Origin of the sequence: Lewinella sp. IMCC34183, from assembly GCF_003390915.1 — a bacterium.
In the GTDB taxonomy this organism is placed as follows: Bacteria; Bacteroidota; Bacteroidia; order Chitinophagales; family Saprospiraceae; genus Neolewinella.
The window spans coordinates 271,539-294,526 of the sequence record NZ_QMEM01000004.1 but is presented as its reverse complement, the minus strand read 5'-3'; the positions used below and the strand labels follow the sequence as shown (position 1 = coordinate 294,526).

At 61.7% G+C, this 22,988-nt stretch carries 20 protein-coding genes; 7 read left to right on the top strand and 13 right to left on the bottom strand.

Annotated features, from left to right (window positions below; translation table 11 throughout):
* Positions 1–13: 13 nt before the first annotated feature.
* The 3 genes from DQG19_RS10995 to DQG19_RS10985 form a co-directional block, all read right to left on the bottom strand.
* The gene (locus DQG19_RS10995; protein WP_116126302.1) at positions 14–781 is read right to left on the bottom strand and encodes a DUF1440 domain-containing protein; all 768 of its coding nucleotides are present in this window, start codon (positions 779–781) and stop codon (positions 14–16) included.
* 61 nt (positions 782–842) lie between these two features.
* Complete coding sequence (locus DQG19_RS10990) at positions 843–3,329, bottom strand: transglycosylase domain-containing protein (RefSeq protein WP_116126301.1); 2,487 nt, start codon at positions 3,327–3,329, stop codon at positions 843–845.
* Positions 3,330–3,425: 96 nt separating this feature from the next.
* On the bottom strand, positions 3,426–5,945 hold the full coding sequence (locus DQG19_RS10985) for a M14 family metallopeptidase (protein ID WP_116126300.1): 2,520 nt from the start codon (positions 5,943–5,945) through the stop codon (positions 3,426–3,428).
* A gap of 714 nt (positions 5,946–6,659) precedes the next feature.
* Here DQG19_RS10985 and DQG19_RS20875 point away from each other — a divergent pair.
* On the top strand, positions 6,660–6,848 hold the full coding sequence (locus DQG19_RS20875; RefSeq protein WP_157974453.1) for a hypothetical protein: 189 nt from the start codon (positions 6,660–6,662) through the stop codon (positions 6,846–6,848).
* 377 nt (positions 6,849–7,225) lie between these two features.
* On the opposite strand, the gene DQG19_RS10975 is transcribed toward DQG19_RS20875, so the two are convergent.
* From DQG19_RS10975 to DQG19_RS10955, 5 genes are all read right to left on the bottom strand, one after another.
* Positions 7,226–7,816, bottom strand: a complete 591-nt coding sequence (locus DQG19_RS10975; protein ID WP_232826496.1) for a gluconate 2-dehydrogenase subunit 3 family protein — start codon at positions 7,814–7,816, stop codon at positions 7,226–7,228.
* Complete coding sequence (locus tag DQG19_RS10970; RefSeq protein ID WP_116126298.1) at positions 7,816–9,522, bottom strand: GMC oxidoreductase; 1,707 nt, start codon at positions 9,520–9,522, stop codon at positions 7,816–7,818. Before DQG19_RS10970 ends, DQG19_RS10975 begins: the two co-directional genes overlap by 1 nt.
* Before the next feature lie 126 nt (positions 9,523–9,648).
* Positions 9,649–11,160: a DUF6770 family protein gene (locus DQG19_RS10965; RefSeq protein WP_116126297.1), complete on the bottom strand. Its 1,512-nt coding sequence runs from the start codon at positions 11,158–11,160 to the stop codon at positions 9,649–9,651.
* A complete protein-coding gene (locus DQG19_RS10960) occupies positions 11,157–12,518 on the bottom strand; it encodes a M48 family metallopeptidase (protein ID WP_157974452.1) in 1,362 nt (453 codons plus the stop codon). Before DQG19_RS10960 ends, DQG19_RS10965 begins: the two co-directional genes overlap by 4 nt.
* Before the next feature lie 334 nt (positions 12,519–12,852).
* Positions 12,853–13,854 (bottom strand): acyltransferase family protein, encoded by a 1,002-nt coding sequence (locus tag DQG19_RS10955; RefSeq protein WP_116126295.1) that lies wholly within the window; start codon positions 13,852–13,854, stop codon positions 12,853–12,855.
* Positions 13,855–14,069: 215 nt separating this feature from the next.
* On the opposite strand from DQG19_RS10955, the gene DQG19_RS10950 reads away from it, so the two are divergent.
* The 6 genes from DQG19_RS10950 to DQG19_RS10925 all read left to right on the top strand — a co-directional run bounded on the left by DQG19_RS10950 (position 14,070) and on the right by DQG19_RS10925 (position 17,949).
* Positions 14,070–15,515: a hypothetical protein gene (locus DQG19_RS10950; RefSeq protein WP_116126294.1), complete on the top strand. Its 1,446-nt coding sequence runs from the start codon at positions 14,070–14,072 to the stop codon at positions 15,513–15,515.
* Positions 15,515–15,910, top strand: a complete 396-nt coding sequence (locus DQG19_RS10945; RefSeq protein ID WP_116126293.1) for a hypothetical protein — start codon at positions 15,515–15,517, stop codon at positions 15,908–15,910. Before DQG19_RS10950 ends, DQG19_RS10945 begins: the two co-directional genes overlap by 1 nt.
* A gap of 191 nt (positions 15,911–16,101) precedes the next feature.
* Positions 16,102–16,791: a rhomboid family intramembrane serine protease gene (locus DQG19_RS10940; protein ID WP_116126292.1), complete on the top strand. Its 690-nt coding sequence runs from the start codon at positions 16,102–16,104 to the stop codon at positions 16,789–16,791.
* 62 nt (positions 16,792–16,853) lie between these two features.
* Positions 16,854–17,246, top strand: coding sequence for a hypothetical protein (locus DQG19_RS10935; protein ID WP_157974451.1), 393 nt, complete (start codon positions 16,854–16,856; stop codon positions 17,244–17,246).
* 2 nt (positions 17,247–17,248) lie between these two features.
* A complete protein-coding gene (locus tag DQG19_RS21635; RefSeq protein WP_116126290.1) occupies positions 17,249–17,494 on the top strand; it encodes a Fic family protein in 246 nt (81 codons plus the stop codon).
* A 233-nt stretch (positions 17,495–17,727) separates the two neighbouring features.
* Positions 17,728–17,949 (top strand): hypothetical protein, encoded by a 222-nt coding sequence (locus tag DQG19_RS10925; RefSeq protein ID WP_116126289.1) that lies wholly within the window; start codon positions 17,728–17,730, stop codon positions 17,947–17,949.
* A gap of 279 nt (positions 17,950–18,228) precedes the next feature.
* Here DQG19_RS10925 and DQG19_RS10920 read toward each other — a convergent pair whose 3' ends face one another.
* Genes DQG19_RS10920 through DQG19_RS10900 form a run of 5 tightly spaced genes read right to left on the bottom strand, consistent with a single transcriptional unit; the run spans position 18,229 to position 22,942 of the window.
* On the bottom strand, positions 18,229–18,867 hold the full coding sequence (locus DQG19_RS10920; protein WP_116126288.1) for an NUDIX hydrolase: 639 nt from the start codon (positions 18,865–18,867) through the stop codon (positions 18,229–18,231).
* A complete protein-coding gene (locus DQG19_RS10915; protein WP_116126287.1) occupies positions 18,868–19,647 on the bottom strand; it encodes a uroporphyrinogen-III synthase in 780 nt (259 codons plus the stop codon). It abuts the gene before it with no gap.
* A gap of 46 nt (positions 19,648–19,693) precedes the next feature.
* A complete protein-coding gene (locus DQG19_RS10910) occupies positions 19,694–20,536 on the bottom strand; it encodes a DUF4271 domain-containing protein (RefSeq protein ID WP_116126286.1) in 843 nt (280 codons plus the stop codon).
* 55 nt (positions 20,537–20,591) lie between these two features.
* The gene (gene feoB / locus DQG19_RS10905) at positions 20,592–22,727 is read right to left on the bottom strand and encodes a ferrous iron transport protein B (protein WP_116126285.1); all 2,136 of its coding nucleotides are present in this window, start codon (positions 22,725–22,727) and stop codon (positions 20,592–20,594) included.
* Entirely contained in the window at positions 22,709–22,942 is a 234-nt protein-coding gene (locus DQG19_RS10900) for a ferrous iron transport protein A (protein WP_116126457.1), read from the bottom strand. The genes feoB and DQG19_RS10900 overlap by 19 nt, the downstream gene beginning before the upstream one ends.
* Positions 22,943–22,988 lie beyond the last annotated feature (46 nt).

The following is a 22,988-nucleotide window of genomic DNA, read 5'->3' as shown; positions in this document are numbered from 1 at the left end:
CTGCGCCGAGTGGTTACAGCAAATCTTCCTCGTCCATGACGTGGCGAACGCTGCGGCGCACCATCTCTACGGTAGCGCCATAGGCCATGTGGCTGCCGAGTTGGCCGGCCTGCAGGCTCAGGGGTTCGTTCATGGGGCCGGGGGTGAGGCCGAGGATCGGAAGGGCCAGCTTGTGGGCGGCGGTCCAGAGGGCGGCACCGAAGGGGATACCGGCGGGCGTCTGTACGGCGGGGAAGGCTTCGACCATGACGCCGTATACACCACCTACGATCGCACCGAAGGCGATGTTGACGGCCGACTGCGCGGTCTCTTCCTGGTTGCGGTTGATGTTCGTATTGGTCAGCTCCTCGGCTCCCTCGACCACCTGCAGGCGGGCGTCGTGCTCCTCGTAGGGCTGTCCGGTGGGGAGCGAACGGTCAAGCAGTGACTTTACGCCGGTACCTACGATACCGCCGATCATACCGGCAACGAAGCCACGCATGTAGTCGGGCTCGCTGGAGGTCTGGGTACGGCTCAGGTAACCGCCGGCCGCGCCGAGGGCTCCGGCGGCGTAGGTGCTGAGGTCGTGGGCTGCGGAAGAGGCATAGTCGCTCACGTCGTGGGCGGTAGCGGAGACATACTCACCGGCGGCGTTCAGCTTGCGCGAGGCCTGGGCCTGTGCTTTGCTGGCCGAAGCGGCGGCCTGGTGGTATTTCTTATCAGCGTAGCTCTGTGAAGGACGCGGATCTATACTTTGGATGGTGTGCGACACACTGTCGACAAGGGAATCGATAAATGACATTGGCGTGTTTTCTTATCCCAACGGAAGCGTACGCCACGGAGTTCGTTGCAAATTCGGGGGCTCAGTTGTCCTTTTTCCCGAATAAGCGCTTGATCCACGACTGCTTGCGCTCCTCGCGGCGCTCCTCCTGCCGGTTGTCGCGCTGCAGTTCGCGGGCGATGCGGGCGGCGTACTCCTCCGCCGATTCGCTGTTGCGCTGCCGCTTGTCGTCCACTTTTTCCCGGATGGTCGCCTCGTCGAACTGGTTGAGGGCCCGGGCGATCTCCTCGCTGAGGTTGAGGTCGGCGAAAATGGGCAGTTCCTCCAGGTAATCTGGACAGTCGAGTTCCGCCAGGGTCATCTCGTCGAGGGCCGGAAACCCGCCGCCCTGGTACGCCTTCAGGGCGGAGCTGCCCTGCACCTTGCGCATGAAGGTGCCCCAGATGGGCAGGGCCGTGGCGGTGGCCGAGCCGCGGCCGAGGGTGCGGAAGTGGACGGCGGGGTACTCCGCGCCTACCCAGGTACCCACGACGAGCTTGGGCGTGAAGCCGAGGAACCAGCCGTCGGACTGGTCCTGGGTGGTCCCGGTCTTGCCCGCCAGGGCGCCCCGGATCCCGTAGGTGGACCGCAGGCGGGCGCCGGTGCCGCCGTTGACTACGCCGGCCATCAGGAAGGTAGCTACCTGGGCCGTGCGCTCCTCGAGTACCTGTTCGGTTTCGGTGGGGCGGTCAAAGGATACCAGCACCTTACCGTCGGCGTCCTCGATGCGGTCGAGGTAGTGCAGCCGTTCCGGCCGCCGGCCGCGGTTGGCGAAGGCGCTGTACACGGTATTCATTTCTTCCAGGCTGGCCTCCACGGTCCCCAGGGCGATGCTGGGGATGGACTGTACCTCCTGCGTTACGCCCATCCGGTTGATCTGCCGGGCCAGCCCGGGCAGTCCGCTGCGGACGGCCAGGCTCACGGCTACCGTATTGACCGATTTGCTCAGCCCGCCCTTCATGGAGTAGGCACCCAGGTACTGCCCGTTGGGGTTGCCGGGACTGTAGTTGCGGTAATCGGCGTAGACCACCTGCTCGGCCTCGGTGTATTCACAGGGTTGGATGCCCACCTGCAGGGCGTTGGCGTACACTACCGGCTTGATGGTGGAGCCCACCTGCCGCCGGCTGCTCACGTGGTCGAACTGCACGGACTGAAAATCGACGCCGCCCACCCACGCGCGCACGATGCCCGTAGCGGGCTCGGAGGCCAGCAGGCCGGCGTTGAGCAGGGTGAAGTAGTGGCGGAGGCTGTCGACTGGCCGGAGCAGGGTATCGACGGGGGCTCCGGTGCGCCAGTCGTAGACGGTCATCCGGCGGGGCTTGCGCATCTCCTCGAGGATGGCCGCCTCGTCCAGTCCGCGGTCCGCCAGCTGCCGGTAGCGGGTGCTGCGGCGCAGGGCGTTGCCGAAGGCACTCTCCCAGGGAGCCTGCTTGCTCGATTTCCAGTCGTCGGCCAGGTTCTGCTGGATGCGGGGCAGCTGCTCCCGGACGGACTCTTCGGCCATCCGCTGCAGGCGGGAGTCGATGGATACGAAGATGCGCAGTCCGTCGCGGTCCGCGTCGTAGGGGCGACCGTCGGGGTGCTGGAGGTCGGCCAGGGCGTCGCGTACGTCGGCCCGCAGGCGCTGGCGGAAGTGGGGGGCGGAACCGATGCGGTCGTTGTCGCGGGTGTAGCGCAGCTCGATGGGCAGCTGGGCTACGCTATCGGCCGTGGTGGCGTCGATGCTGCCGTTGCGGGCCATGAGGGAGAGCACCACGTTGCGGCGGCCGCGGCTTTGGTCGGGGTGGGCGCGCGGGCTGTAGGTGGTATTGGCCTTCAGCAGCCCCACCAGTACGGCGGCCTCCTGCAAATTGAGGCGGGCGGCGGGCTTACCGAAGAAGCGGTGGGCCGCCACCTCGATGCCATAGGCGTCTTCGCCGAAGGGGACGGTATTGAGGTAGAGGCCCAGGAGCTCGCGTTTGCTGTAGACGTCCTCCAGGCGGCTGGCGATCACCATCTCGCGCAACTTGACCTTCAGCATGCCGAGGCGGTCGTACTGCCGGCGGGGGTAAAGCTGCTTGGCCAATTGCTGGCTGAGGGTACTACCGCCGCCGCCGCTGCGGTCGCCCATCATAACGGTGCGTACGGCTACCCGCAGCAGCGCACGCAGGTCGATACCCTGGTGCTCAAAGAAGCGGGCGTCCTCGGTAGCGATGAGCGCATCGGTCACAAAGGGGCTGATCTCATCGAGCGGGACGCTGACGCGGTTGGTAGCGAAGTACTTGCCGAGCAGCACGCCGTCCTCGGTGTAGATCGAGGACGCGTCGTCGTTCTCCACCTTGGCCAGTTCCTCCCGCGAGGGCAGGTGGCCGTAGGCACCCAGCAGGACGCCGAGGTACAGAAAGATGAACAGCACGGCCACCAGAGCGAAGGAAGCACCTACCGCCTGCAGGGCGAGTTTGCCCTTCGGCTGGCTGCGGACGTACCGGACGGCGGCTTGGCCCAGGCGGGCGGAGGTGGCCCGGAATTTCTTGACGAGTGGATGTGGCATAAATCGGTTTCGACGGCGGTAGACGGGTAAACAGATTATACACGTAATACGCTGTGCGGGGCTACGGGTTTTAACAAAGCTTAACCCCCGGCCGACCTAGTGCACCTGAAACAGCGCGTTGGCGAACAGGAGTTTACCGTTCTCCCAGAACGCCCGGTACAGCGGATTGTCGACCAGGTAAATCACCTGGCCGCGGCGCATCGGCTCCACGCCGAAGTCGAGGGTCTCCTGAATCTTACCGTAGGCCTTGTTGCCGACGAAGCCCGACACCCGGGGATTGGAACGCACCCGCCCGACGTTCCACCCGTTTTCGAGGTAGGCGTAGGCGTCGTCGCTCACCTTCAGGGCGGAGTAGCTGTCGCCGATGCCGAAGCTCAGCGGGTGGGTAGCGTCCATCTCCACCTGCACGATGGCCCCTGGGATAAAGCCCTCGATGAAGCGGCGCTCCTGTCCGGCGTAGGGTTGCAACAGGGCCTCCTGCTTGGCGGCCGCGGAGAGGGTATCGGCGGGTGCGTCCTTCTCCTTCAGCCCGAAGCCCTCCTTGCCGGCCAGGCTCCCGTTGGCGCCGCCGAGCGCGATCAGCTTGCCGCCGCCGCTTACCCAGTCGCGCAGGTCGCCGAGCTCCCCCTCGCTGAAGCCGTAGCGGCCCTGGGGCAGGACCAGCACGTCGTAGTCGCCGGCCAGCATACTGCCCAGGTCCTCGCGGTAGAAGATACTGACGGGGTACTCCAGCTCCTGCTCGAAGTAGTACCACGCCTGCCCGAAGTCGTTGGGGCCCACGCCGTCGCCGGAGAGCAGGGCCACCTTCGGGGCGGTGATCAGCGCGTAGTTGCTGCCGCCGAGGTCACCCCCCACCGTGGCGCTGAAGCCGGTCTGCAGCACCGCGGGTTCGGCTTCGTGGGCGGCGGTGATGCGCCGCAGCGTACCGGCGAAGTCGGGGTGAACGCGGTTGTCGCCCCGGTTCACGATGAGCGTGCCGGCGGGGTAGGTGGTACCCCCGAAGGAGAAGTCGGTCTCCGAGCTCCGTACCTGGATGCCCGCGTGCAGCAGGGCGGCCAGGTAGCGGGCGCTGTTCATGCCCTCCCACGGGATGGCCAGGGCGTAGGTCTCCGCGAGGTCGACCCCCTCGAGCGGGTTGGTGTAGGGGGCTTTCTCCCACGCTTCGGTTGACAGTTCCAGGCGGTCGGTGGTCGCGGTCGTCCGCAGGCCGTAGGCCAGGGGGATGGACCAGGCCGTGATGTCGTAGGTCACCGAATCCTCCACCGTGGCCGCCGGGTCGAAAAGTACCTGCGCCAGCACGGAGCGGGGCTGGTAGGCGGAGACGATCAGGTCGCCCGCGCTCACTTCGCCGTCGACCTCTTCTCCGCTCTGGTAGTCGGTGCCGAAGTAGCCCCGGCCCGCGGCGGCGCGGCTGTATTCGATGCCGTTGCGGTCCAGCAGCTGGGTGAGGGCGCGGAGTTTGCCCTGCGGGTTGTTACCGCTGACGACGTAGGTCTTGTAGCTGCCCTGCGGGCTGGTCATGGACCGCCGGAAGTAGTTACCGAACTCCGTGGTCAGGCGATCGGCCTCGCGGGCCGCGATCTCTACGGTGCTAAGGGCGGTAGTGCGGTGGTGGGCGACGCGGTCGCTCAGGGTCAGCGTATCGCCCGTGGGCAGGTCGATGGCGCGGCCGCCGCGGCTGTGGCCGCCCTGCTCGTAGGTCATGCCGATGGCCCCGTTGAAGGTGGGGTAGGTGTCGCCGTAGCTGGGGTAGAGCAGGTCGAAGCGCTCACGGGTGAAGTACAGCCAGCCGTTCTGGTCGAAGTAGCGAGCGTGGTTCTGCCCGATCTCCGTCTGAAACTCCCCCTGAAAGTCCGTGATGTACTCGTGGAAGGGCGCAGCCGCGGGCGCGAAGTAATACGGGGAGGTGTAGCCCTGCTCGTGCAGGTCAGCGTGGATGTGGGGCATCCACTGCCGGTACTGCGCGATCCGCTGCCGGCTCTCTACCTGTGTCTGCCAGGCCCAGTCGCGGTTGAGGTCAAACAGGTAATGGTTCACGCGGCCGCCGGGCCAGGGCTCGTTGTGCTCGCGGGTGGCGGGGTCGGTATCGGGCAGGCGGGTGGCGTTCTGCCGGTACCAGTTGGTATAGCGGTTGTAGCCGTCGGGGTTCTCGCTGGGGTCCAGCAGGACGACCACGTTCTCCAGCCAGGCGCCGGTCCGGCTGTTGGTTGGGTCGGCCAGGTCGTAGAGGACACCCATGCTGGCCTCGGAGCCGGCAGCCTCGTTGCCGTGCACGCTGAAGGAGAGCCACACGATGGCGATGTCGTCCAGGGCGGGATCGGAATCGCCCGGCAGCAGGCCGGCGCGGCGCAGGTTATTCTCGCGGATGGCCTCGATGCGGGCCAGGTTCTCCGGCGTACTGACGGTGGCCAGCAACAACGGACGGTCCTCGTTGGTGGTGCCGTACTGTTGCAGGGTGACGCGGGGGCTCTCCTCCGCTACTTGCTGGTAATAATCGACCAGCATATGGTGGGGGGTGAAGGTCTCCCCGAGCTGGTGGGGGAGGAAGTCGCCGGGGGCCGTCACCTGGGCGGCGAGCGCGGGTGCAAGGGCTAGCAACAGGAAGATTAAGCGCATCTGGTGTGAGTTTCTGGGGCGCGCTAAGGTACGGCAATGGTTTAAACGGGTTTTGGAGCTGGGTGATCGCGCGTCTTCGGAAAAGGATCAGGACCTCAAAGCGTGCTTGCACCTTTGAGTGTCCGGTTGGGTAGGCGGCTACATTGTGGACGCTCGCAGGTCGCCCGGCTTCGATCCGGACGCTCGCAGGTTCCTTTCGCTGGCGCTCGGGAACGCTGCGAGGTCCTTTGGGCGTTGATGGAGGAAAACTACTATAATAGCGATGCCTATTAAAATGTAGTCAGCGAGTCAGATCAACCCATGCCAATCAAAATAGAGCCCGGCAAGCGATACCATATTTACAATCGTGGAGTGTTTCGCCAGACGATCTTCCGAGACGACGACGATCGTATTCGGTTTTTGGACATGATGAAGCGTTATCTGCGAGGTCCAATTCACCCCTTGGCCTATGCCGTGATGCCCAATCATTTTCACCTGTATGTCTACGTAGATAAGGTGGATGACCTGGACCCATTCTACAGAAATAAACCCTCAGCTATCGGGAATACGATAGGTCATCTCTGCAACGCCTACGCAAAATACTTTCGGTATAAATATAAGTCAATCGGAGAGGGTGCGGTATTCCAAAGCCCCTTTAAGCGCGTGGAAGTTGCTGAGCCAGCTTACCGGCGTAACATCGTCCATTACATCAACGCTAACGGGTACCACCATGGCATGGTTAACGATCCGGAAGACTACCGCTTCACCTCGCTACAAGAGCTGCTCTTTCCCTGCGTGACCCCCTACATCAACGTAGAGAAGGTGCTGGCCGACTTCGGGGGAGAAGCCGCTTTCAAAGCGGAGTGGCAGCGGGTTCGCCGAAAAAAGGGGTTGAACGGACAGTGGGAAGATATAGTCTACTGAGTCTGGCGCCCGCAGCTTTCCGGTTGCGATCCCGACGCTCGCAGGTGCCCTGGCTACGATTCGGACACTCACAGATTCCTTTCGCTGGCGCTCAGGGACGCTGCAAGGTCCTGAGTCCGTCGATAACAAAAAGACCACAGGACCTCAGCGCGTGCCTGCACCGCTGAGTGTCCGGATCGCGTGCCTGCACCGCTGAGTATCCGGATCGCGTGCCTGCACCGCTGAGTATCCGGATCGCGTGCCTGCACCGCTGAGTGTCCGGATCGCGTGCCTGCACCGCTGAGTGTCCGGATCGCGTGCCTGCACCGCTGAGTGTCCGGATCGCGTGCCTGCACCGCTGAGTGTCCGGATCGAGTGCCTGGTCGGGGTCCACGATGCTACAGGCTCCAGCTACGCCCCCCGGTCTCGCTGAGCGGGTAGTCGCCGTCGTACTCCCCCGGTACGGGATCGTAGACCAGGACTTCCGTACCGATCTTTTCCGAACTGAGGTAGCCCCACAGCACCATCGACTTGAACGAGCGGTAGAAGCCGATCGGCGGCTGCTCGCCCACGGCGGTACCCCACACGGCGGGCTGGTAGATGGGTGATTTCTCGGCCTCGCTAAACAGCTGGCCGCGCTGGTCGGCCTCCAGCTCGTGGAACACCTTGCCGAAGCGGGTGCTGGCCTGCTCGTTGAACTCCAGGATACCGGTCTGCATGGGGAGCGGATCATCGCCCTCCGGACGGGTGGCGGCCATGACCCGGTCGATGAAGCGGTCGACGCCTACGTCCAACCCCCCCGGAGTGTCGGTAGTCGGCAGCAGGGTATCGATGTAGGAGGTGACGAAGCGGGCCTCGTCGTCGCTGAAGAAGGTGGGCTTCCAGTCCAGTTCCGGTTCCCGGTTGCAGCTGTAGAGAAGGGCGGGCGTGATGATGGCGCCCCCGGCCAGCCAGCTGATGTTGCGGAGTACGTCGCGGCGGTTCAGCATCAGATATTTTGTTTGTTGAGTTCGGAGACGGCGTGGTCCGCGGCGCGGGCGGTCAGGGCCATGTAGGTGAGGGAGGGGTTGACGCAGGAGGAGGAGGTCATACACGCACCGTCGGTGACGTACACGTTCGGGGCGCCGTGTACCTGATTGTGGCCGTTCAGCACCGAGGTCTTCGGGTCGCGGCCCATGCGGGCGGTACCCATCTCGTGGATGCCGTAGCCCATCTCGTGCTCGTTGTCGAAGGGGACGATGTTCTTCAGGCCCGCGCGCTCGAGCATCTCCACGGCATCCGCTTTGGCCTGTTTGTTGAGGGCCAGTTCGTTGGGTCCCCACTCGGCGTCGATACTGAGGGTCGGCTGCCCCCACTTGTCGGTGACGTCGGGGTTCAGCATGACCCGGTTCTCGTGGCGCGGCAGGCTCTCCGAGAAGCCAGTGATGAAGAACTCCCACGGGCCCGGCTGCACGAGTTTGTCCTTGAAGGCCGCTCCGTACTCCGGCAGGTTGGCTGCGGCGCGCGATCCGGCCCGCCCGGCCCCGCCCTGGTAGCCGAAGCCGCGGACGAACTTGTCGGACTTGCTCTGCTCGTCGATGTTCCAGTAACGTGGGATGTAAATACCGTTGGGTCGCCTCCCTTTGTAGTAGCGGTCTTCGTAGCCCTCCACGGTACCGGCGGCCCCGACGCGGTAGGTGTGGTCCATCAGGTTGTGGCCGAGCTCGCCGCTGTCGTTGCCGAGCCCATTCTCGAAGCGGTTCGACGTCGAGTTCAGCATGATCTGGGTGGTCGACAGCGTGGAGGCGTTCAGGAAGATCACCCGGGCCTTATAGTCGATCACTTCGTTGGTTTCCGCGTCGATGATCCGCACGCCGGTGGCCTTTCCTTTGGCATCGTCGTAGATGACCTCCTGTACGATGGAGAAAGGCCGGATCGTCAGCTTGCCGGTCGCGGCGGCCGCCGGCAGGGTGACGGCGTTGGAGCTGAAGTAGGCCCCGTAGGGACAGCCCCGGCTACAGCGGTTGCGGTACTGGCACTTGCCGCGGCCGTTGAGGGGCTCGGTCAGGTGGGCTACCCGCCCGATGATCACGTTGCGGCCGGGGTGGTTCTTTTCGATGCGTTGGCGGAGGTCTTTCTCCACCACGTTCATCTCCATGGGGGGCAGGAAGTGGCTGTCGGGCAACTGCTTCAGGCCGAGCGGGGCCCCGCTGATGCCGGCAAATTTCTCCACGTAGATGTACCAGGGCTCGATGTCGCGGTAGCGGATCGGCCAGTCGACGCCGTGACCGTCCTGGGCGTTGGCGGTGAAGTCAATGTCGCTCCAGCGGTAGGTCTGCTTGCCCCAGAGCAGGGAGCGGCCGCCCATCTGGTGGGCGCGGATCCACAGGAAGGGCTTCACCTCCGTGTAGGGGTTCTCGCGGTCGTTGGCGTGGAAGTGCTCGGTATCCTTGCCGACGAAGCCGGAGCGGATGCTTTTGTAGTGCTTGTCCTGCTCCGCGGCGGTGAGGCCGCCGCGCAGCTCCATGTCCCAGGGATCGAGGTTCATGGTGGGGTAGTCCTTGACGTGCTCTACGATGCGGCCGCGCTCGAGGACCAGCGTTTTGAGTCCTTTCTCGGTGAGCTCCTTCGCCGCCCAGCCCCCGGATATGCCGGAGCCCACCACGATGGCGTCGTAGGTGAAGGATTTGTCGGCGTCGATGTTGTAGTTGGCCATGCGTTGCTGATCGAGTTCAAAGACGACAAGATAACGTGTCTTCGCGGCGCGACGCACTAGTCAGGTGCCACTTCCGGATTGGGAGGTCCTGCCGCCTGCCGCGCAGCCGGTCTCCTACCGTTCCGGTCAGAGGCTCAGACGTTCCATATGAACGTCGAGTGAGCGGGTGTCTCCGTCGTATTCGATCACGGCGATATAGCCCTCCTTGGCGGGTAGTACCGTGACGCGGTCCGTGCCGGCGGCAAACTCTACCTTTTCCTGTACGAGTTCTCCGTCCAGCAGGGTATTGACGTATAGGGACATGCGCTTGGTCTCCCTGACCTCGCTGCGCCCGCTGAAGAAGGCCGTGGTGATGAGCTCCCGGCCGTCGTCCAGGTAGGCGAAATCGAACTTGCCTTCTAGCTTGGCGAAGATGCCCAGCGTAGAACTCTTGGCCAGGGCAATTCCTCCCGAGAGCAGCGACCAGCCCAGGCTACCGGTCTTTCCCTTGTCAATGATGACTACGTCGCTGACCTCCAGCCCGGGGGTAAGTTGGATGAGCATGCCCTCTTCCACTTTCACGTCGGCGTTGAAGGTGCGGAAAAACTCACCGGCGATGACGATCTCCTGGTTTTCGTTCACCCCGATGTCCTGTAGCATCAGGTTACCCAGGCCCTTGACTTTTCCGTTGTTCTTCACTTCCAGAAAATTGGCCAGGTCGTCCTGCAGGCTAAGGTTTCGTTTCTCCAGGAGCTTGCCAGCCCGCGAGAACTTCAGCACGTCAATGGTCTCGGGATTGTCGGTAAATACCTTATTGCTCTTCCCTACGCCACTGCCAACCACCACGATGTCGTCTCCGATGATACGTCCCTTGATGAACCGGGTCTGATCCGCCTTCTGATCGGGGGAATACTTGAAGGCCACCCGGCCGGTCTGAATATTGAACGCGCGAATCTCCATGGTGAATTTCTGAGATAGCAAGCTCTTGCGCTTAAAGACGCCAAAAACGACCAGCTCATCGTCGGAGGTCAGGTATACTGCTCCCTCGTAATCCTTGGTTTTACTGGATGAGCGGGTGGACCAACCTTTCTCTTCGGGCGAATTCGGAATAAAGGTGACGCGGTAGTAGCTGCGTCCCGTAGCCGCCTTGCTGTCGGTGCTGAAGTTAAAGTGCATGAAGCCCCCGGGAACGGCTACGAGTTGCTGTATTTCAAACAGGGCCGTGCCGGCGGCGACTTCCGGAGCGTCCAGGGGTGAGTACTTCATGGTGCGGCGGTGGACGTACTCACCCTTGCCGTCGTATAGTTCGACCCACTTGCGGCCGGCCTCGTGATTGACCATTTCCACACCCAGCAGTTCTCCGTTGTAGGCTACGGCACCGATACGAACATCGGGATCCTTGTCGAAGCGCTTCTCTCCCACCTTATTCAGGTCCTGGTCGAGCAACTGAATGGCGTAATTACCGTCGCCTTCTTCAGACTTGTGGTAATTGACGATGTAGTAGCCGCTGATCGCTCCGTCGCTACGTAGCACCCCGCTCTTATTGAAGTAGGTGGATTCGATGCCGGAGAACGTAGCCTTCTGGGCGTCTAGGGAAGCAGTCGTAAAGAGTAGCAGGGCCGGGAGTAGGCGGGCCAGGCTGAAAATGGAATGGCTCATTCGTCAATAGTGTTGAAGTAAAGAATAGCCTCCTCCTGAAGTGCGGTAGCACGCGGGTCGTCCGGAAATTCGGCGACCCGATCCTCCAGGTAGGCAAGGGTGAGTTTTTTCAGTTCGCTGTTGCGGATCTGGTGCAGCAGGCGCAGCAATTGGCTGGCTCCCGGATCGTCGAAGTAGGCGGTGGGGGGGATATGCCGGTCGAAGTGGTGTTCGCGCACTGACCGGTAGGTATTCAGGAGGCCCTTACCGGCGGCTAAGGCATAAAAGACTTCATCGGGCTGCTCTTCCCGGGCGGCCAGCGCGAGGCAAAGAGCGTGGGCGCTAAGTCCGCGCTCGAGGTAGCGGGTGATAATTTCCCTGCGGCTGATTTCCGCAAAGGGGTGGGCAGCGGGCGCCCGTCCCGCGGTGGCGGAAGAGGTGGCCGCGCGGTCGAGGCGGTGCTCGAGGTCGGGGTGGGTAGAGAGGCTATCCTTGGCCCAGAAAGCTGCGTTGGGGTCATCTGCGTCGGCACCGCCGAACGATCCGCCAAACAGCTGGGCAGGCTCGGCGATCCACTTTTCCTTGAAGGGGTAGGTACGGGTCTGGAAACCGCGCACTACCGCCGAGTCGGGCAGGACGAAGGGTTCGTAGTCGCGCAGCAATTGCAGGGCGCGTAGCATGGCGGAGTCGGCGTACCCGCTACGGGCGAGGTACTGTTTTCCCAGAGAATCGGCGGACAGTTCCGCCGCCCGGCTGTGCCGGCGGTTTTCGTATACGGCATCGCGCAGGTCCTCCATGACCCGCGCCCGCCCCTCCCGGCGTAACCGCCGCCGCATGGCCCGCTCCCGCTCTCGTTCACTGCTGGCCTCGGTGTCCTGTTCGGCAATGACCTCAAGCTTGCGGGCCAGGTGTGCCAGCTGGTCGTGGGAGAGCTCGTGGGCAAACACGAAGGCTAGCTCATCCGAATTCCGAATGCGGCGCAGCAGGCCGATATTGATAACGAACAGTCCATCGCCCAGGCTGCTGGCATTCACGGCTGGCGAACGGCTGATGAGTACCACTGGGTCCAGGGAGAGGCCATTGGCGTCGATGAGTGTACGGAACATCCCATCCACGAATTGCTGCAGGTCGGAACGGAACAGGTAATCCCCGGCGCTGATGCCGGTGCGGAGGTCCTCGGCGCGGTCTCGGTAGACTTCCGCCACGGCACCCGGACTGTCTGCGGGCAAGCGTGCGATACACTCGGCCGTAAGGCTCTCCAGCCGGGCAAAGAGCGCGGTGGTATCTGCGGGAAGGTAGGGGCCCGCCTGGCCGGCAAGGGTCGCCTGAATCAAAAGAAATAACCATACGAATACCGAAACGGAATAGGTCTGTCTCAAAGGGGGAACTAATTAGGACCGGACCGTCGGATAACGGAGCGAGGTGGGAGCGTCCGGAGAAGGCGGAGTGAATGTGGTAAGAGCGATCTCAAAACCAAGGAATGGCACGAGATCACTGACTAAAGATAGTAAGGATTTCCGCCGCCGCCGCTCCCGGGCCGGGAGGGGGACGCCTGCTGATCCGACCTTTCGCCAAGATGATTCACATATGTCCGAAAGCACGCGCACATATCCCCCAAGCTACGGCAGGTATGGGCAAATAATTGATCACAAACGGCCGCTGGGCGGCAAAAAGGTTAAGGTTGGGGCCATTCGCGATGTTGTGCAAAGTTTTTCAGCGCAACGTCCGAACGGGGCGGAGCAGGGCCGCCCGCACCCGGTTCCTGAGCGCACCGATCAGGAGGCACACGCTGATGACGAAGACGGTCAGTAACAGCGCGATGGACAGCATCAATCCGGGATTCCGTATCCCCGCCAGCAGCTCGGGCAGGAAGGGCATGAGGATATGGATGATCAGCGGATTGGCCAGAAAGACGATGAGCGTACGGCTGCCCAGAAAGGCCGCGCCGCGCCGCGCCCGCCTGCCGCGCACCCACCGGTCGGCCTGGACCACGGAAGCGAACAGCAGCACGGACGTCACCATCACCACCGGCGTCGCGTGGCTGTAGTGGTTGCGGCCAAAACTGTCGAGGAGGTACATTTCCAACGGGATCAGCACCACCGCGAGCCAACTCCAGGCCGGCAGCGGGGGGAACTTCCCGCGGGCCAGCGCAATGCCGGCGAAGGTGCAGGGTACCCAGAGGTAAAAGGGCCGCTCCCCGAGCTTTTGCACCAGGTCCGGCAGGTGGTCGTAAGCGTATCCGTACGCGACGAGCACCACCGAAAGTACCGCCAGGCTGAGGTAGCGCAAGACCCGCCGTGAGTAAATGAAGCGGATAAGCGGGAACAGGAACAGCAGCTGAAACAGCACGATGAAAAAGTACTGTCCCGACCAGCCGTAACCGGCGAAGTGGGTGGTCAGTACCTTGGCGGGGGTCAGGGAACCCCAGTCCGCAAGTACCAGGAAGTAGAGGATGCTCCACCCCAGATAATCCTTGAAGAGATCGATAAAGCGATCGAGGGTGTAGTCGCGGCGGTCCTCCCGGTCGCGGCGGGCGTACGAGCGCTCGAAGAAGAAGGCCCACAGCATGATGAAGCAGGGCACGTCGAAGCGGAACAGGTTACGCGCGATGCCCAGGGCCAGGTGGTCCTGACCCAGGAGGACGGAAGCATGAATGAAAACTACCCCGAAGATGGAGATCGCCTTGATCTGGTCGGGGGAACGAAGTCTGGACATACAGGAAACCGTACATGCGGGGTCTGCTATGTAACTGCCGTCGGGGTAGCGACATTGTGGTTCGTGACGGATTAACGCCGCCGCCGCAGGGCCTCCGCCCACCGCCCCGCAAGCCGCCCGTCAAAACTTACTACCCCCCAACGCTGTCTAAACCAGTACCTTGGGAGACCTCGGCCGTCCCCCAAATTCGTCAGTCACCCCCGATCCGCCCGGTTATGCGAACCCTGATTTTTTTCATTTCTCTCTTCCTCTGCACCTGCGTACGTGCCCAGGTCCTTACCGTCAGCGAGGAAATCCCGATGCGCAACGATACGAAGTACAGCCTCGTCGGCAAGCTCGGCGGTCAGGTATTGCTGCTGCAGGACCGCGAGAACAAGCACCTGCTCACCGCCTACGGACGCAGCATGAACGAGAGCTGGGAAAAGGAACTGGAACTCCGCGGCCGCAACATCCGGATACTGGAAACGATTGCCGCCCAGGACGGCACCGGCTTCCATCTGCTCTACATGTTCCGGGACCGCGGGCGCAACCACCTGCAACTCGACCGGTACAATCCGGCGGGTAACCTGCAGGACAGCGTGACCCTGGTCGACTTCGGCCTCTTCATCACCACCCCCGAAGACGATATTTACCGCTCCGAGGACGAGAGCAAGCTACTGCTGCTGATGGTCGAGCAACAGAGCAAGGCGCGTTACCTGGGGATCGACCTGGATAGCATGCAACTCCTGTACGACCGCGTACTGGAGCCCGAGAAGTTCTTCTACAACGACGACTTCCTGCAGGCCGAGATCAGCAACTCCGGCGATATGTACTTCGTCGTGGAGCGCGACAACTTCAAAAGCCGGCGCAAGAAGCACCGCTACGAGGTGTTTACCCAGCGGGCCGACGGGGCCGTTCGCGACAAGTTCGAGGTGAACCTCGGCGACAGCCTTACCTACGACGTCTTCTTCCGCTACGATAACCTCAACCGGCGGCTGGTGGCGGGCGGACTGTACTCCACCAAGGATTTCGTGCGCTCCGAGGGCTATTTCTACTTGTGGATCAATCCCGACAATCCCCGCGAGGAGCTCAAGCCCCGCTTCTCGAAGTTTCCCCTGAACCTGGTGAAGAATGTGGAGGGCCGCAAGTTCAACAAGCGCCGCCCCGGCATCAACGACCTGACGGTGCGCGACGCCATCCTGCGCCGCGACGGGGGCATGATCATGCTCACCGAGCGCGACCGGCAGCTGCAACGCCGGGGCGCCGCCGCCCAAAACCAGCTGCTGAATACCTACGGCGGGCGGCCGCTGGTCGACTTCCACCTCGACGAGATCGTCGTCTTCGCCATCAACCCCGACGGCTCGCCCCACTGGAGCAACATCATGCACAAGAAGCAGTATAGCCAGGACGACAACGGCGTCTACTCGAGCTTCTTCCTGATGGAGACGCCCAGTCAGCTGCGTTTCCTCTTCAACGACGAAATCCGCTTTGAAAATACGGTGAGCCAGTACGTCCTCAACCCCCGTGGCGAGTTCGACCGCAACAGTCTCTTCCATACCCGAGATCTCAACCTTCGGCTGCGTTTCCGTGACGGAATACAGGTAGCCGCCAACGAGCTGGTGCTGCCCAGCGAGCACCGCAACCGCCTGCGGCTGGTGAAGATGACCTACGAGGCCCGCTGATGAAGTACGTCCCCCTCGCCCTGCTGCCCCTCCTCCTCGCCTGTAGCCCCCGCCTGGCGGAGGGTACCTTCGTCGTCGAGCCCGAGCAGCCCCTGGGCCTCACGGCCGGCAATCACCTGCGGGCCACGCGCAAGGCCCCGGATTTCTTCACCTTCGTACGCGTACTGGAGGACAGCCGCTGTCCGCGCGGTGTACAGTGCATCCAGGCGGGCCGGGCCGTGGTGGCCGTGGAGGTGCTGCGCGACGGCATCCTTACCTCCGAGACCGTCACCGTTGACGGCAACGCCATTGCGACCGATCTGGGGCCCCTGCAGCTGACCGAGTTGTTGCCCTACCCGGATGCCGCCGTGGACGATCCGGCCCCTTACCGGCTTACTGTCCGGCTGCTGGAGTAGAGAGAGTTGGCGTACACAATTTAGCATATACCCTTTACGGTTTAAGATATGCGGGTCTGCTCGCTTCGCGCATGCCGGTAGCGCATCGCCCGGTAGCGTATGTGGTACCTTGTACGTAGTAAACTATGGATCTCGCGGAGGTTTGCCCGCTATGGTCCATAGCGCGTTGTACCCGGTAAACTATATATCCCATGTTCTTCCCCACCGGCGATGATCAGGTCCGCGGCGGCCACCGCCCCCACTTCGCGTACGGCCTGATCGCGCTCAACGTGCTGATCTACGCCTATCAGTACAGCCTGGGGCCGGAAGCGGGACAGGCGTTCATCTATGAGTGGGGCACGATACCCGCCCGCCTGGAGGCGGGGGAGGGCTACGAAACGCTCATCACGAGTATCTTCCTGCACGGCGGGTGGCTGCACCTGATCGGCAACATGCTGTACATGTGGATCTTCGCCGACAACATCGAGGCCACGGTGGGGAGCCTGCGCTTCGTAATCTTTTACTTTTTGGGCGGTATCGCGGCGGGGCTGTGTCACCTGTACTTCAACTGGGGCAGCGAGGTGCCGGCCGTCGGAGCTAGCGGTGCCCTCTCGGCGGTGATGGGGGCCTACATCGTGCTCTTCCCGCGGTCTAACGTGCGGGGCTACTTCTTCTTTTTTCGGATCAACATACCGGCCTTCCTGTTTTTGGGGTTTTGGTTTTACCAGCAATCTTCGGCCGGCTACGCCAGTCTGGGCGATAGTGCCGGCACGGGCATCGCCTGGTGGGCGCACATCGGGGGCTTCGTCTTCGGCATCGTGGCCGGATTCTGGTTTCGGGCTACCCACCACATTCCCCGGCATTCCGAGGGGTACCGTTCGCGGCATAACGCGGAAATATAGGGCGGCAGGGCGCTGGTAACTTCCGAAGTTTTTGGGGCGTTACTCTTTTAATAGTAATGGTTATGGCGAAGCACATAAGGAAAACCGGACAAAAAAAAGTTACTAAAACCCCCATTAAGCAGGTGAGGGGGTCCTTCACAATTGAAGTTAAGACTAGTACAAAATCAGTCCGGTCACACTATCGGAGTACGCCAGGGGTTATCAATCCTAAAGCGGGTTATAGGCTACATAATGCTGCTGCGATATATGAACGTCTGGGAGAAAATGGTAAGAAGCGGTTCAAAAGTGATCTTAAGAAAACGATTGTTAAAACGCTTGAGACCGATCCCGATGTACTGACTGAAATTTTCAGTGAAATCAGAGACAAAAAGAAGAAAAGTAGACAGCTTAAGATTAAGGGCTTGGTCAATCAAGATTTTGACGAACTGGACGAGGTATTTCGGGCGCTGGCCTAACGATGGGTTACCTGAGCAAAGAAGAGGTGATTTACATCAACCACGCCACGGTTCAGCGCTTCGGAGGACATTTTGTATCACCTAATAATCTCTTGCATGCTCAATCTCTTGATTATCTCGTAGAATCAGTAAGCAGTGTGGTTTTTGGAGACTCGCTTTACCCGGCACTTCATGACAAGGCTGCGGTGTACATGTTCAGCATAATCAGCAACCATGTGTTCCAAGACGGAAATAAGCGTACTGGATAGGAGGCAGCAAAACTGTTTCTCCGCCTGAACGGAAGTGATCTATCCAGGGACATCCAGCAGGTGATAGTCGAAGGACGGCTTTTTCCAAAGTTAGCGGGCACGAGAAACGAAATGCTGATCAACTTCACCCTTGAGGTGGCCGCCGGCCAAGTGAGCCTCGAAGCCTGCCGCGCCTGGTTTGCCGCCAACATCACCGTCGCGCCGGGGTTATAGCACTACCCAAGTCAGCACATATGGACACCACCCCCGACACCGAAGGCCGCGCCAGACTCAAGGCCGCCATCCGCGACCTGCTCGTGCGCGAGCCTGTACTCTTTTACAGCGTCCTCCGCGAGGTGCGATCAGAGATGAAGGAGGCCCCGGTAACCGATCACCCCAAGAAGGAACGCTCCCTCGAAAGTTTTCTGGAAGAGGAAGCCTTCATGCTTAGCGAGGTATTTAAGGGGTTTGCTTAGTAGTAGCGCTCGCTGTGCTCGCTGGTAGTTCTGTAGTTCGGTAGTATCGCTCGCTGTGCTCGCTGGTAGTTCGGTAGTATCGCTCGCTGTGCTCGCTGGTAGTTCTGTAGTTCTGTAGTATCGCTCGCTGTGCTCGCTGGTAGTTCTGTAGTTCGGTAGTAGCGCTCGCTGTGCTCGCTGATAGTTCTGTAGTATCGCTCGCTGGTAGCCGGACGCATCAGCAGTGGGCGACTACAGAACTAAAGAACTACAGAACTACAGAACTACAGAACTACAGTACTATCTCCCCATCTCCACCAGTTCCCCTACCATCATGGCCGTAGCCCCCCAGACGGACTCTCCGGAGACCTCCCAGTGGGGAACTTCCTCGAGGATACGCCCGTTGTAGAGGGTTTTGTCGCGGTAGGCAACCGCCTGCGGGCCGAAGAAGCCTACGAAGGGAAGTTCCAGGATACGCTGTACCTCGCTGGTTTGCAGGATAAAGTCGGGACGTACGGGAGTGTAGCCTACGAAGGGGTTGACCAGGAAATTACTGATTGGTATGTAGAGCGGTGTGAGTTCGCCGAGGAGCTCGACGGATTGCGGGTCGACGCCGACTTCCTCGCGGGCCTCGCGCAGTGCGGTGGCTGCCGCGTTACGGTCGATGGGATCGGCGGCTCCGCCGGGAAAGGATACCTGTCCGCCGTGGCGGTCGCCGGGCGGGCTGGTCCGCTGGATGAAGAGCAGGTGGAGTACGCCGTCGATGGGATAGAAGAGCGCGAGTACCGCCGCCGCCCGGGCGTTGGTGGGGGCTTCGCGGTGGTGCTGTCGCAGGGCGTGACCCATACGCTCCTGCACGGCGTAGCCGGGCAGGTCACCGTTGTGCAGACGTGTACGGATCCGCTGCAGGCGGTCGGCACCCGGCGCGGTAGCGTCCATTTACTTTTTGTTGGACTGCTTGAGGTAGTTCTCCAATGCCATGCCCATGCTCGGTACCTGGGGAGGGTTGGGGGCGATATTGACGGTAAGTCCGTGGCGCTCCACGGCCGCGGTCGTCTTGCGGCCGGCCACGGCGAGACGCGTATCCCGCTGCTTGAAGTCCGGGAAGTTCTCGTACAGCGAATCGATGCCGAGGGGGCTGTAGAAGATCAGTACGTCGTAGAATACGTCTTCAAGGTCGCTGAGGTCGGCGGAGACGGTGAGGTACATGAGGGCCGGCGTCCAGTCGAAGTTGTTCTCGTCGAGGTACTGGGAGACGAACTCGGAGCCGAGGTTGCCGGTAGGCAGCAGGAATTTCTCCTTGCTGCGGTGTTTCTTGAGGGTAGGAGCCAGGTCCTGGATCGTGCGCTGGCCGTAGAAGACCTTTCGCTTGCGGTACACGATGAACTTCTGCAGGTAGTTGGCGATTGCCTCCGTCATGCAGTAGTACTTCGTTTCCTGGCTCATCTCGATGCGCAGGGCCTTGCAGAGGCGAAAAAAGTGCTCGATGGCCAGCTTGGAGGTGAAGATGACCGCTGAGTACTCATCGGGGCGGATCCGTTCCTTGCGGAACTCCTTCTCGGAGAGCCCCTTTACTTCGATGAAGGGACGCCAGTCGATCTTCAGCCCGTACTTTTCTTCCAGCTTGGCGAACGGGCTGCGTTCGGGTTCAGGCTGTGAAACCAAAATGGTACGTACGGGCTTGTAGGCTTCCTGGGAGGGTTGACTTTCAGCCGCCATAGGAGGTGTGCGTTGTAAAATAAGCTGTTGGTGTGTAGGGCTGGACCTAGGTCAATGTGTGCGACAGATAGCGGTAAACCACTAGCAGCGGGGCTATTTCAATAGTGCAAATATACAAGAAAAAGTGTAGCGGACGACTGCCAACGTAGTGGTTAGCAATGAATAGACCCCGTACCAGGTGAACCAAATAGATAAGTACCAGGACCGCGGCACCCGCCAGGAGGAAGAACGAACGGTAGGCTTCGGGAGCGTAGCTGACCAGCAGGTTGAGGGGGACCAGCACGATACCCGACAGGATGGAGAAGACCATCAAAACGAAGGTATACCGGCTTAGTTCCCGCCGCAGGGGGAACACCCGGCCGAGCAGGAGCAGGACGAAAAACTTCAATCCCACCACGGACGCGACCACCAGCGCGCTGACCAGCCACCCCAGCCACACCCCACCGGGAAACGCCAGTCCGTAGTAGATAGCAAAAAGGTAGAGATAGAATCCGGCCGACAATAAAAACAGCAGGTAGCAGAGCCAAAGGGCGGAGATCTGCCCCCCGGAGCGCCGCCGGTAGAGCTGCGTCATCATATTGTCGTTGAGGGTAGCCGTAAAGCATTGCACCAGCAGGTTCCGAAACAGCACCCACAGGCTGGCCAGCATCAGCAGCAGGAGCAGGTGGATGAAAACCACCGACTCGCTTCCGGTGGGCGGTGGTACCGTGGGATCAACCGGCACCGGACGGAACCGCTCCGGCTCCGGGCGGGTAGGGTAGAGGTCGAAGGGATTCTGCGAGGTGTCGCCCGCCTGCTCCCGGGCGACCGGGACAGTCGGCTCACCGGCCTGAGCGGGCAGACCGGCGACGGTGACGAGGAGGCAGCACAGGAGAAGGAAGTGGCGCAACGACGTAGGATAGGTAAGCGGCTAAAGGTACTCTCCGCGGGGCATCCGGTCGGGATCAGGCCAGCAGCTGGTACACGATCATCGCCCCAAGGTAAGCGATGGCAGTCATGAAGGTGAACTGCACGATCGGCCACTTCCAGCCATTGGTTTCACGCTTGGTAACTGCGAGCGTCGACATGCACATCATCGCAAAGACGTAAAAGATGAGCAGGCTCCAGGCGGTAGCCCGGTTATAGACCGGCTCGCCCGTGATCGGGTTGCGTTCCTCCGCCAACCGCTCCCGGATCCGGAATTCGTCGTCGCTGCTGCCCACGCTGTAAATAGTGGCCATGGTACCTACGAAAACCTCCCGTGCCGCAAAACTGGTAAGGAGTGCGATGCCCATCTTCCAGTCGTAGCCCAGCGGGCGGATCACCGGCTCGATAAACTTGCCGAGGTGGCCGGCGTAGCTAGCCTCCAGGCGCTCGGAGGCGAGCAGGTTCGCGGTTTCCTCGTTGGACAGCTCCTGCGTTCCCGCCCGTTCCATGACCTCTGCCTCGGCGGCGGCCATCTCGTCGGCGGGGCCGTAGGTCGATGCGGCCCAGAGGACGATGCTTATTATCATGATGATCTTGCCCGCCTCCAGGACGAAGGTCTTTGACTTCTGCCACACGGTAGTACCCACGTTTCGCCACACCGGGACGCGGTACTCGGGCAGCTCGAGCATCAGGAAACTGCGTTCGGGGGTATTGAGCAGGAACTTGAACGCCAGGGCAGAGAGCATGGCCCCCGCAATGCCGAGAAAGTAAAGGCCAGCAAAGGCGAGACCCTGCAGGCCGATCAGGCCGTCGAGGTATACCACCGGCGGTACCGCGAAGGAGATCAGGATCACGTACACCGGTATGCGGGCCGAACACGACGTGAGGGGGGTCACGAGGATGGTAAGGAGGCGTTCCTTCCAGTTGGCGATGGTGCGGGTACTCATGATGGCCGGTATAGCGCAGGCGTGCCCGCTGATCAGGGCCACCACCGAGCGACCGTTGAGGCCGAAGCGCTGCATCAGGCTGTCGAATAGGTAGGCGGCGCGGGCGAGGTAGCCAACCTCTTCCAGGATGGCAATAAAGAAGAACAGGATGGCGATCTGCGGCAGGAACACGAGCACGCCGCCTAATCCGGCGATGATGCCGTCGACCAGCAGGTCGGTGAACCAGCCTTCCGATAGGGTATTCCGGATCGACTCCCCGAGCGTGCCGAAGGTCAACTCGATGAGGTCCATCGGCACGCTGGCCCAGGCGAACAGTGCCTGAAACAACAGCAGCATGATGGCAACGAACAGGATCGGGCCGAAGATGGGGTGGGTCACCACGCGGTCGATGCGGTCGCTGAAGGAGGTAGCGTCGCCGGCGTGGCGCACGGCCCCGCGCACGATAGGTTCGAAGGTGTTATAGCGGTCCATGGTCTCCTCTACCTGGGCGCGGAGGCTGTGAAAGCCGTGTCGCACCCGGGCTTGCTGTACCCGGTGGCGGGTGGGCTCGGCGATGTGCCGGAGCCAGGGGGCGTGGTGGGTAAGGAGCAGGGCGTGGTAGTCGTTGCGTGCCGGCAGCTCGAGGCGCAGTTCGGCCAGCACGTCGCGGGTGCCCGCTCCGGGCTCGTAGAAGGCCTGCCGCGGGCGGTAGTGTCCGGGGTCGAGCAGGAGGCCGGTAATGGATTCCTTGAGCTCGGTGATGCCGCGGTGGTCCCGGCTGCTGACGGGCACGACGGGGACGTCGAGCTGCTTGCTGAGCTTGGGAATGTCAACCGTCAGGCCGTCCTTGTCCATGCGGTCGGCCATGTTGAGGACCAGGACCATGGGAAGGTCGAGGTCGCGCAATTGCGTGAAGAGTAGGAGGTGCTTGTCCAGCTTCGTGATATCGGCCACGTAGAGGATAGCATCCGGGAAAAGGTCTCCCTCGGGGTTGGTCAGCTCCTGCACCACGAGGCGCTCGTCGAGGCTGGTGGGGTAACAGCTGTAGGCGCCAGGGAAATCGATAAGCTCTACTACCGGCAGACCCGGAAGCCGGAGCATGCCGGCTTTCTTTTCCACCGTGACGCCGGGGAAGTTGCCGATCCGCTGCCGCAGGCCCGTAAGCACGTTGAAGAGGGAAGATTTGCCGCTGTTCGGGTTGCCGACCAGGCCGACGACGGGAGTGGCCTTTATTTGACCATTATGCATGCAAGCTCTTTCTTACGCAATGCCAGGCACTGGCGGTCGATCTTGACGTACCAGCTGCCGCCGAAGGGAGATTTCCGGACCACCCGCAGCCGGGAGCCGGGGCGCACCCCAATGTCCAGCAGCTTTCCCGCGAGGTACTCGTTGGTGAAGCGCTCGATGGTGCCGGATTGACCAACCTCAAAAAGGGAAGCGGCGGCGGGGACGGGAAAGGGCATGGCGATGAGGGATTGGTCAGCTTCGTAACAGCGCGAAGATACGCAA

Coding starts and splice junctions, on each gene's coding strand:
- DQG19_RS10995 (WP_116126302.1), bottom strand. CDS start 781: ATGTCATTTATCGATTCCCTTGTCGACAGTGTGTCGCACACCATCCAA.
- DQG19_RS10970 (WP_116126298.1), bottom strand. CDS start 9,522: ATGGCCAACTACAACATCGACGCCGACAAATCCTTCACCTACGACGCC.
- DQG19_RS21635 (WP_116126290.1), top strand. CDS start 17,249: ATGGGTTACCTGAGCAAAGAAGAGGTGATTTACATCAACCACGCCACG.
- DQG19_RS10950 (WP_116126294.1), top strand. CDS start 14,070: ATGCGAACCCTGATTTTTTTCATTTCTCTCTTCCTCTGCACCTGCGTA.
- DQG19_RS10955 (WP_116126295.1), bottom strand. CDS start 13,854: ATGTCCAGACTTCGTTCCCCCGACCAGATCAAGGCGATCTCCATCTTC.
- DQG19_RS20875 (WP_157974453.1), top strand. CDS start 6,660: ATGGTTAACGATCCGGAAGACTACCGCTTCACCTCGCTACAAGAGCTG.
- DQG19_RS10915 (WP_116126287.1), bottom strand. CDS start 19,647: ATGGCGGCTGAAAGTCAACCCTCCCAGGAAGCCTACAAGCCCGTACGT.
- DQG19_RS10925 (WP_116126289.1), top strand. CDS start 17,728: ATGGACACCACCCCCGACACCGAAGGCCGCGCCAGACTCAAGGCCGCC.
- DQG19_RS10945 (WP_116126293.1), top strand. CDS start 15,515: ATGAAGTACGTCCCCCTCGCCCTGCTGCCCCTCCTCCTCGCCTGTAGC.
- DQG19_RS10990 (WP_116126301.1), bottom strand. CDS start 3,329: ATGCCACATCCACTCGTCAAGAAATTCCGGGCCACCTCCGCCCGCCTG.
- DQG19_RS10965 (WP_116126297.1), bottom strand. CDS start 11,160: ATGAGCCATTCCATTTTCAGCCTGGCCCGCCTACTCCCGGCCCTGCTA.
- DQG19_RS10985 (WP_116126300.1), bottom strand. CDS start 5,945: ATGCGCTTAATCTTCCTGTTGCTAGCCCTTGCACCCGCGCTCGCCGCC.
- DQG19_RS10900 (WP_116126457.1), bottom strand. CDS start 22,942: ATGCCCTTTCCCGTCCCCGCCGCCGCTTCCCTTTTTGAGGTTGGTCAA.
- DQG19_RS10975 (WP_232826496.1), bottom strand. CDS start 7,816: ATGCTGAACCGCCGCGACGTACTCCGCAACATCAGCTGGCTGGCCGGG.
- DQG19_RS10935 (WP_157974451.1), top strand. CDS start 16,854: ATGGCGAAGCACATAAGGAAAACCGGACAAAAAAAAGTTACTAAAACC.
- feoB (WP_116126285.1), bottom strand. CDS start 22,727: ATGCATAATGGTCAAATAAAGGCCACTCCCGTCGTCGGCCTGGTCGGC.
- DQG19_RS10940 (WP_116126292.1), top strand. CDS start 16,102: ATGTTCTTCCCCACCGGCGATGATCAGGTCCGCGGCGGCCACCGCCCC.
- DQG19_RS10920 (WP_116126288.1), bottom strand. CDS start 18,867: ATGGACGCTACCGCGCCGGGTGCCGACCGCCTGCAGCGGATCCGTACA.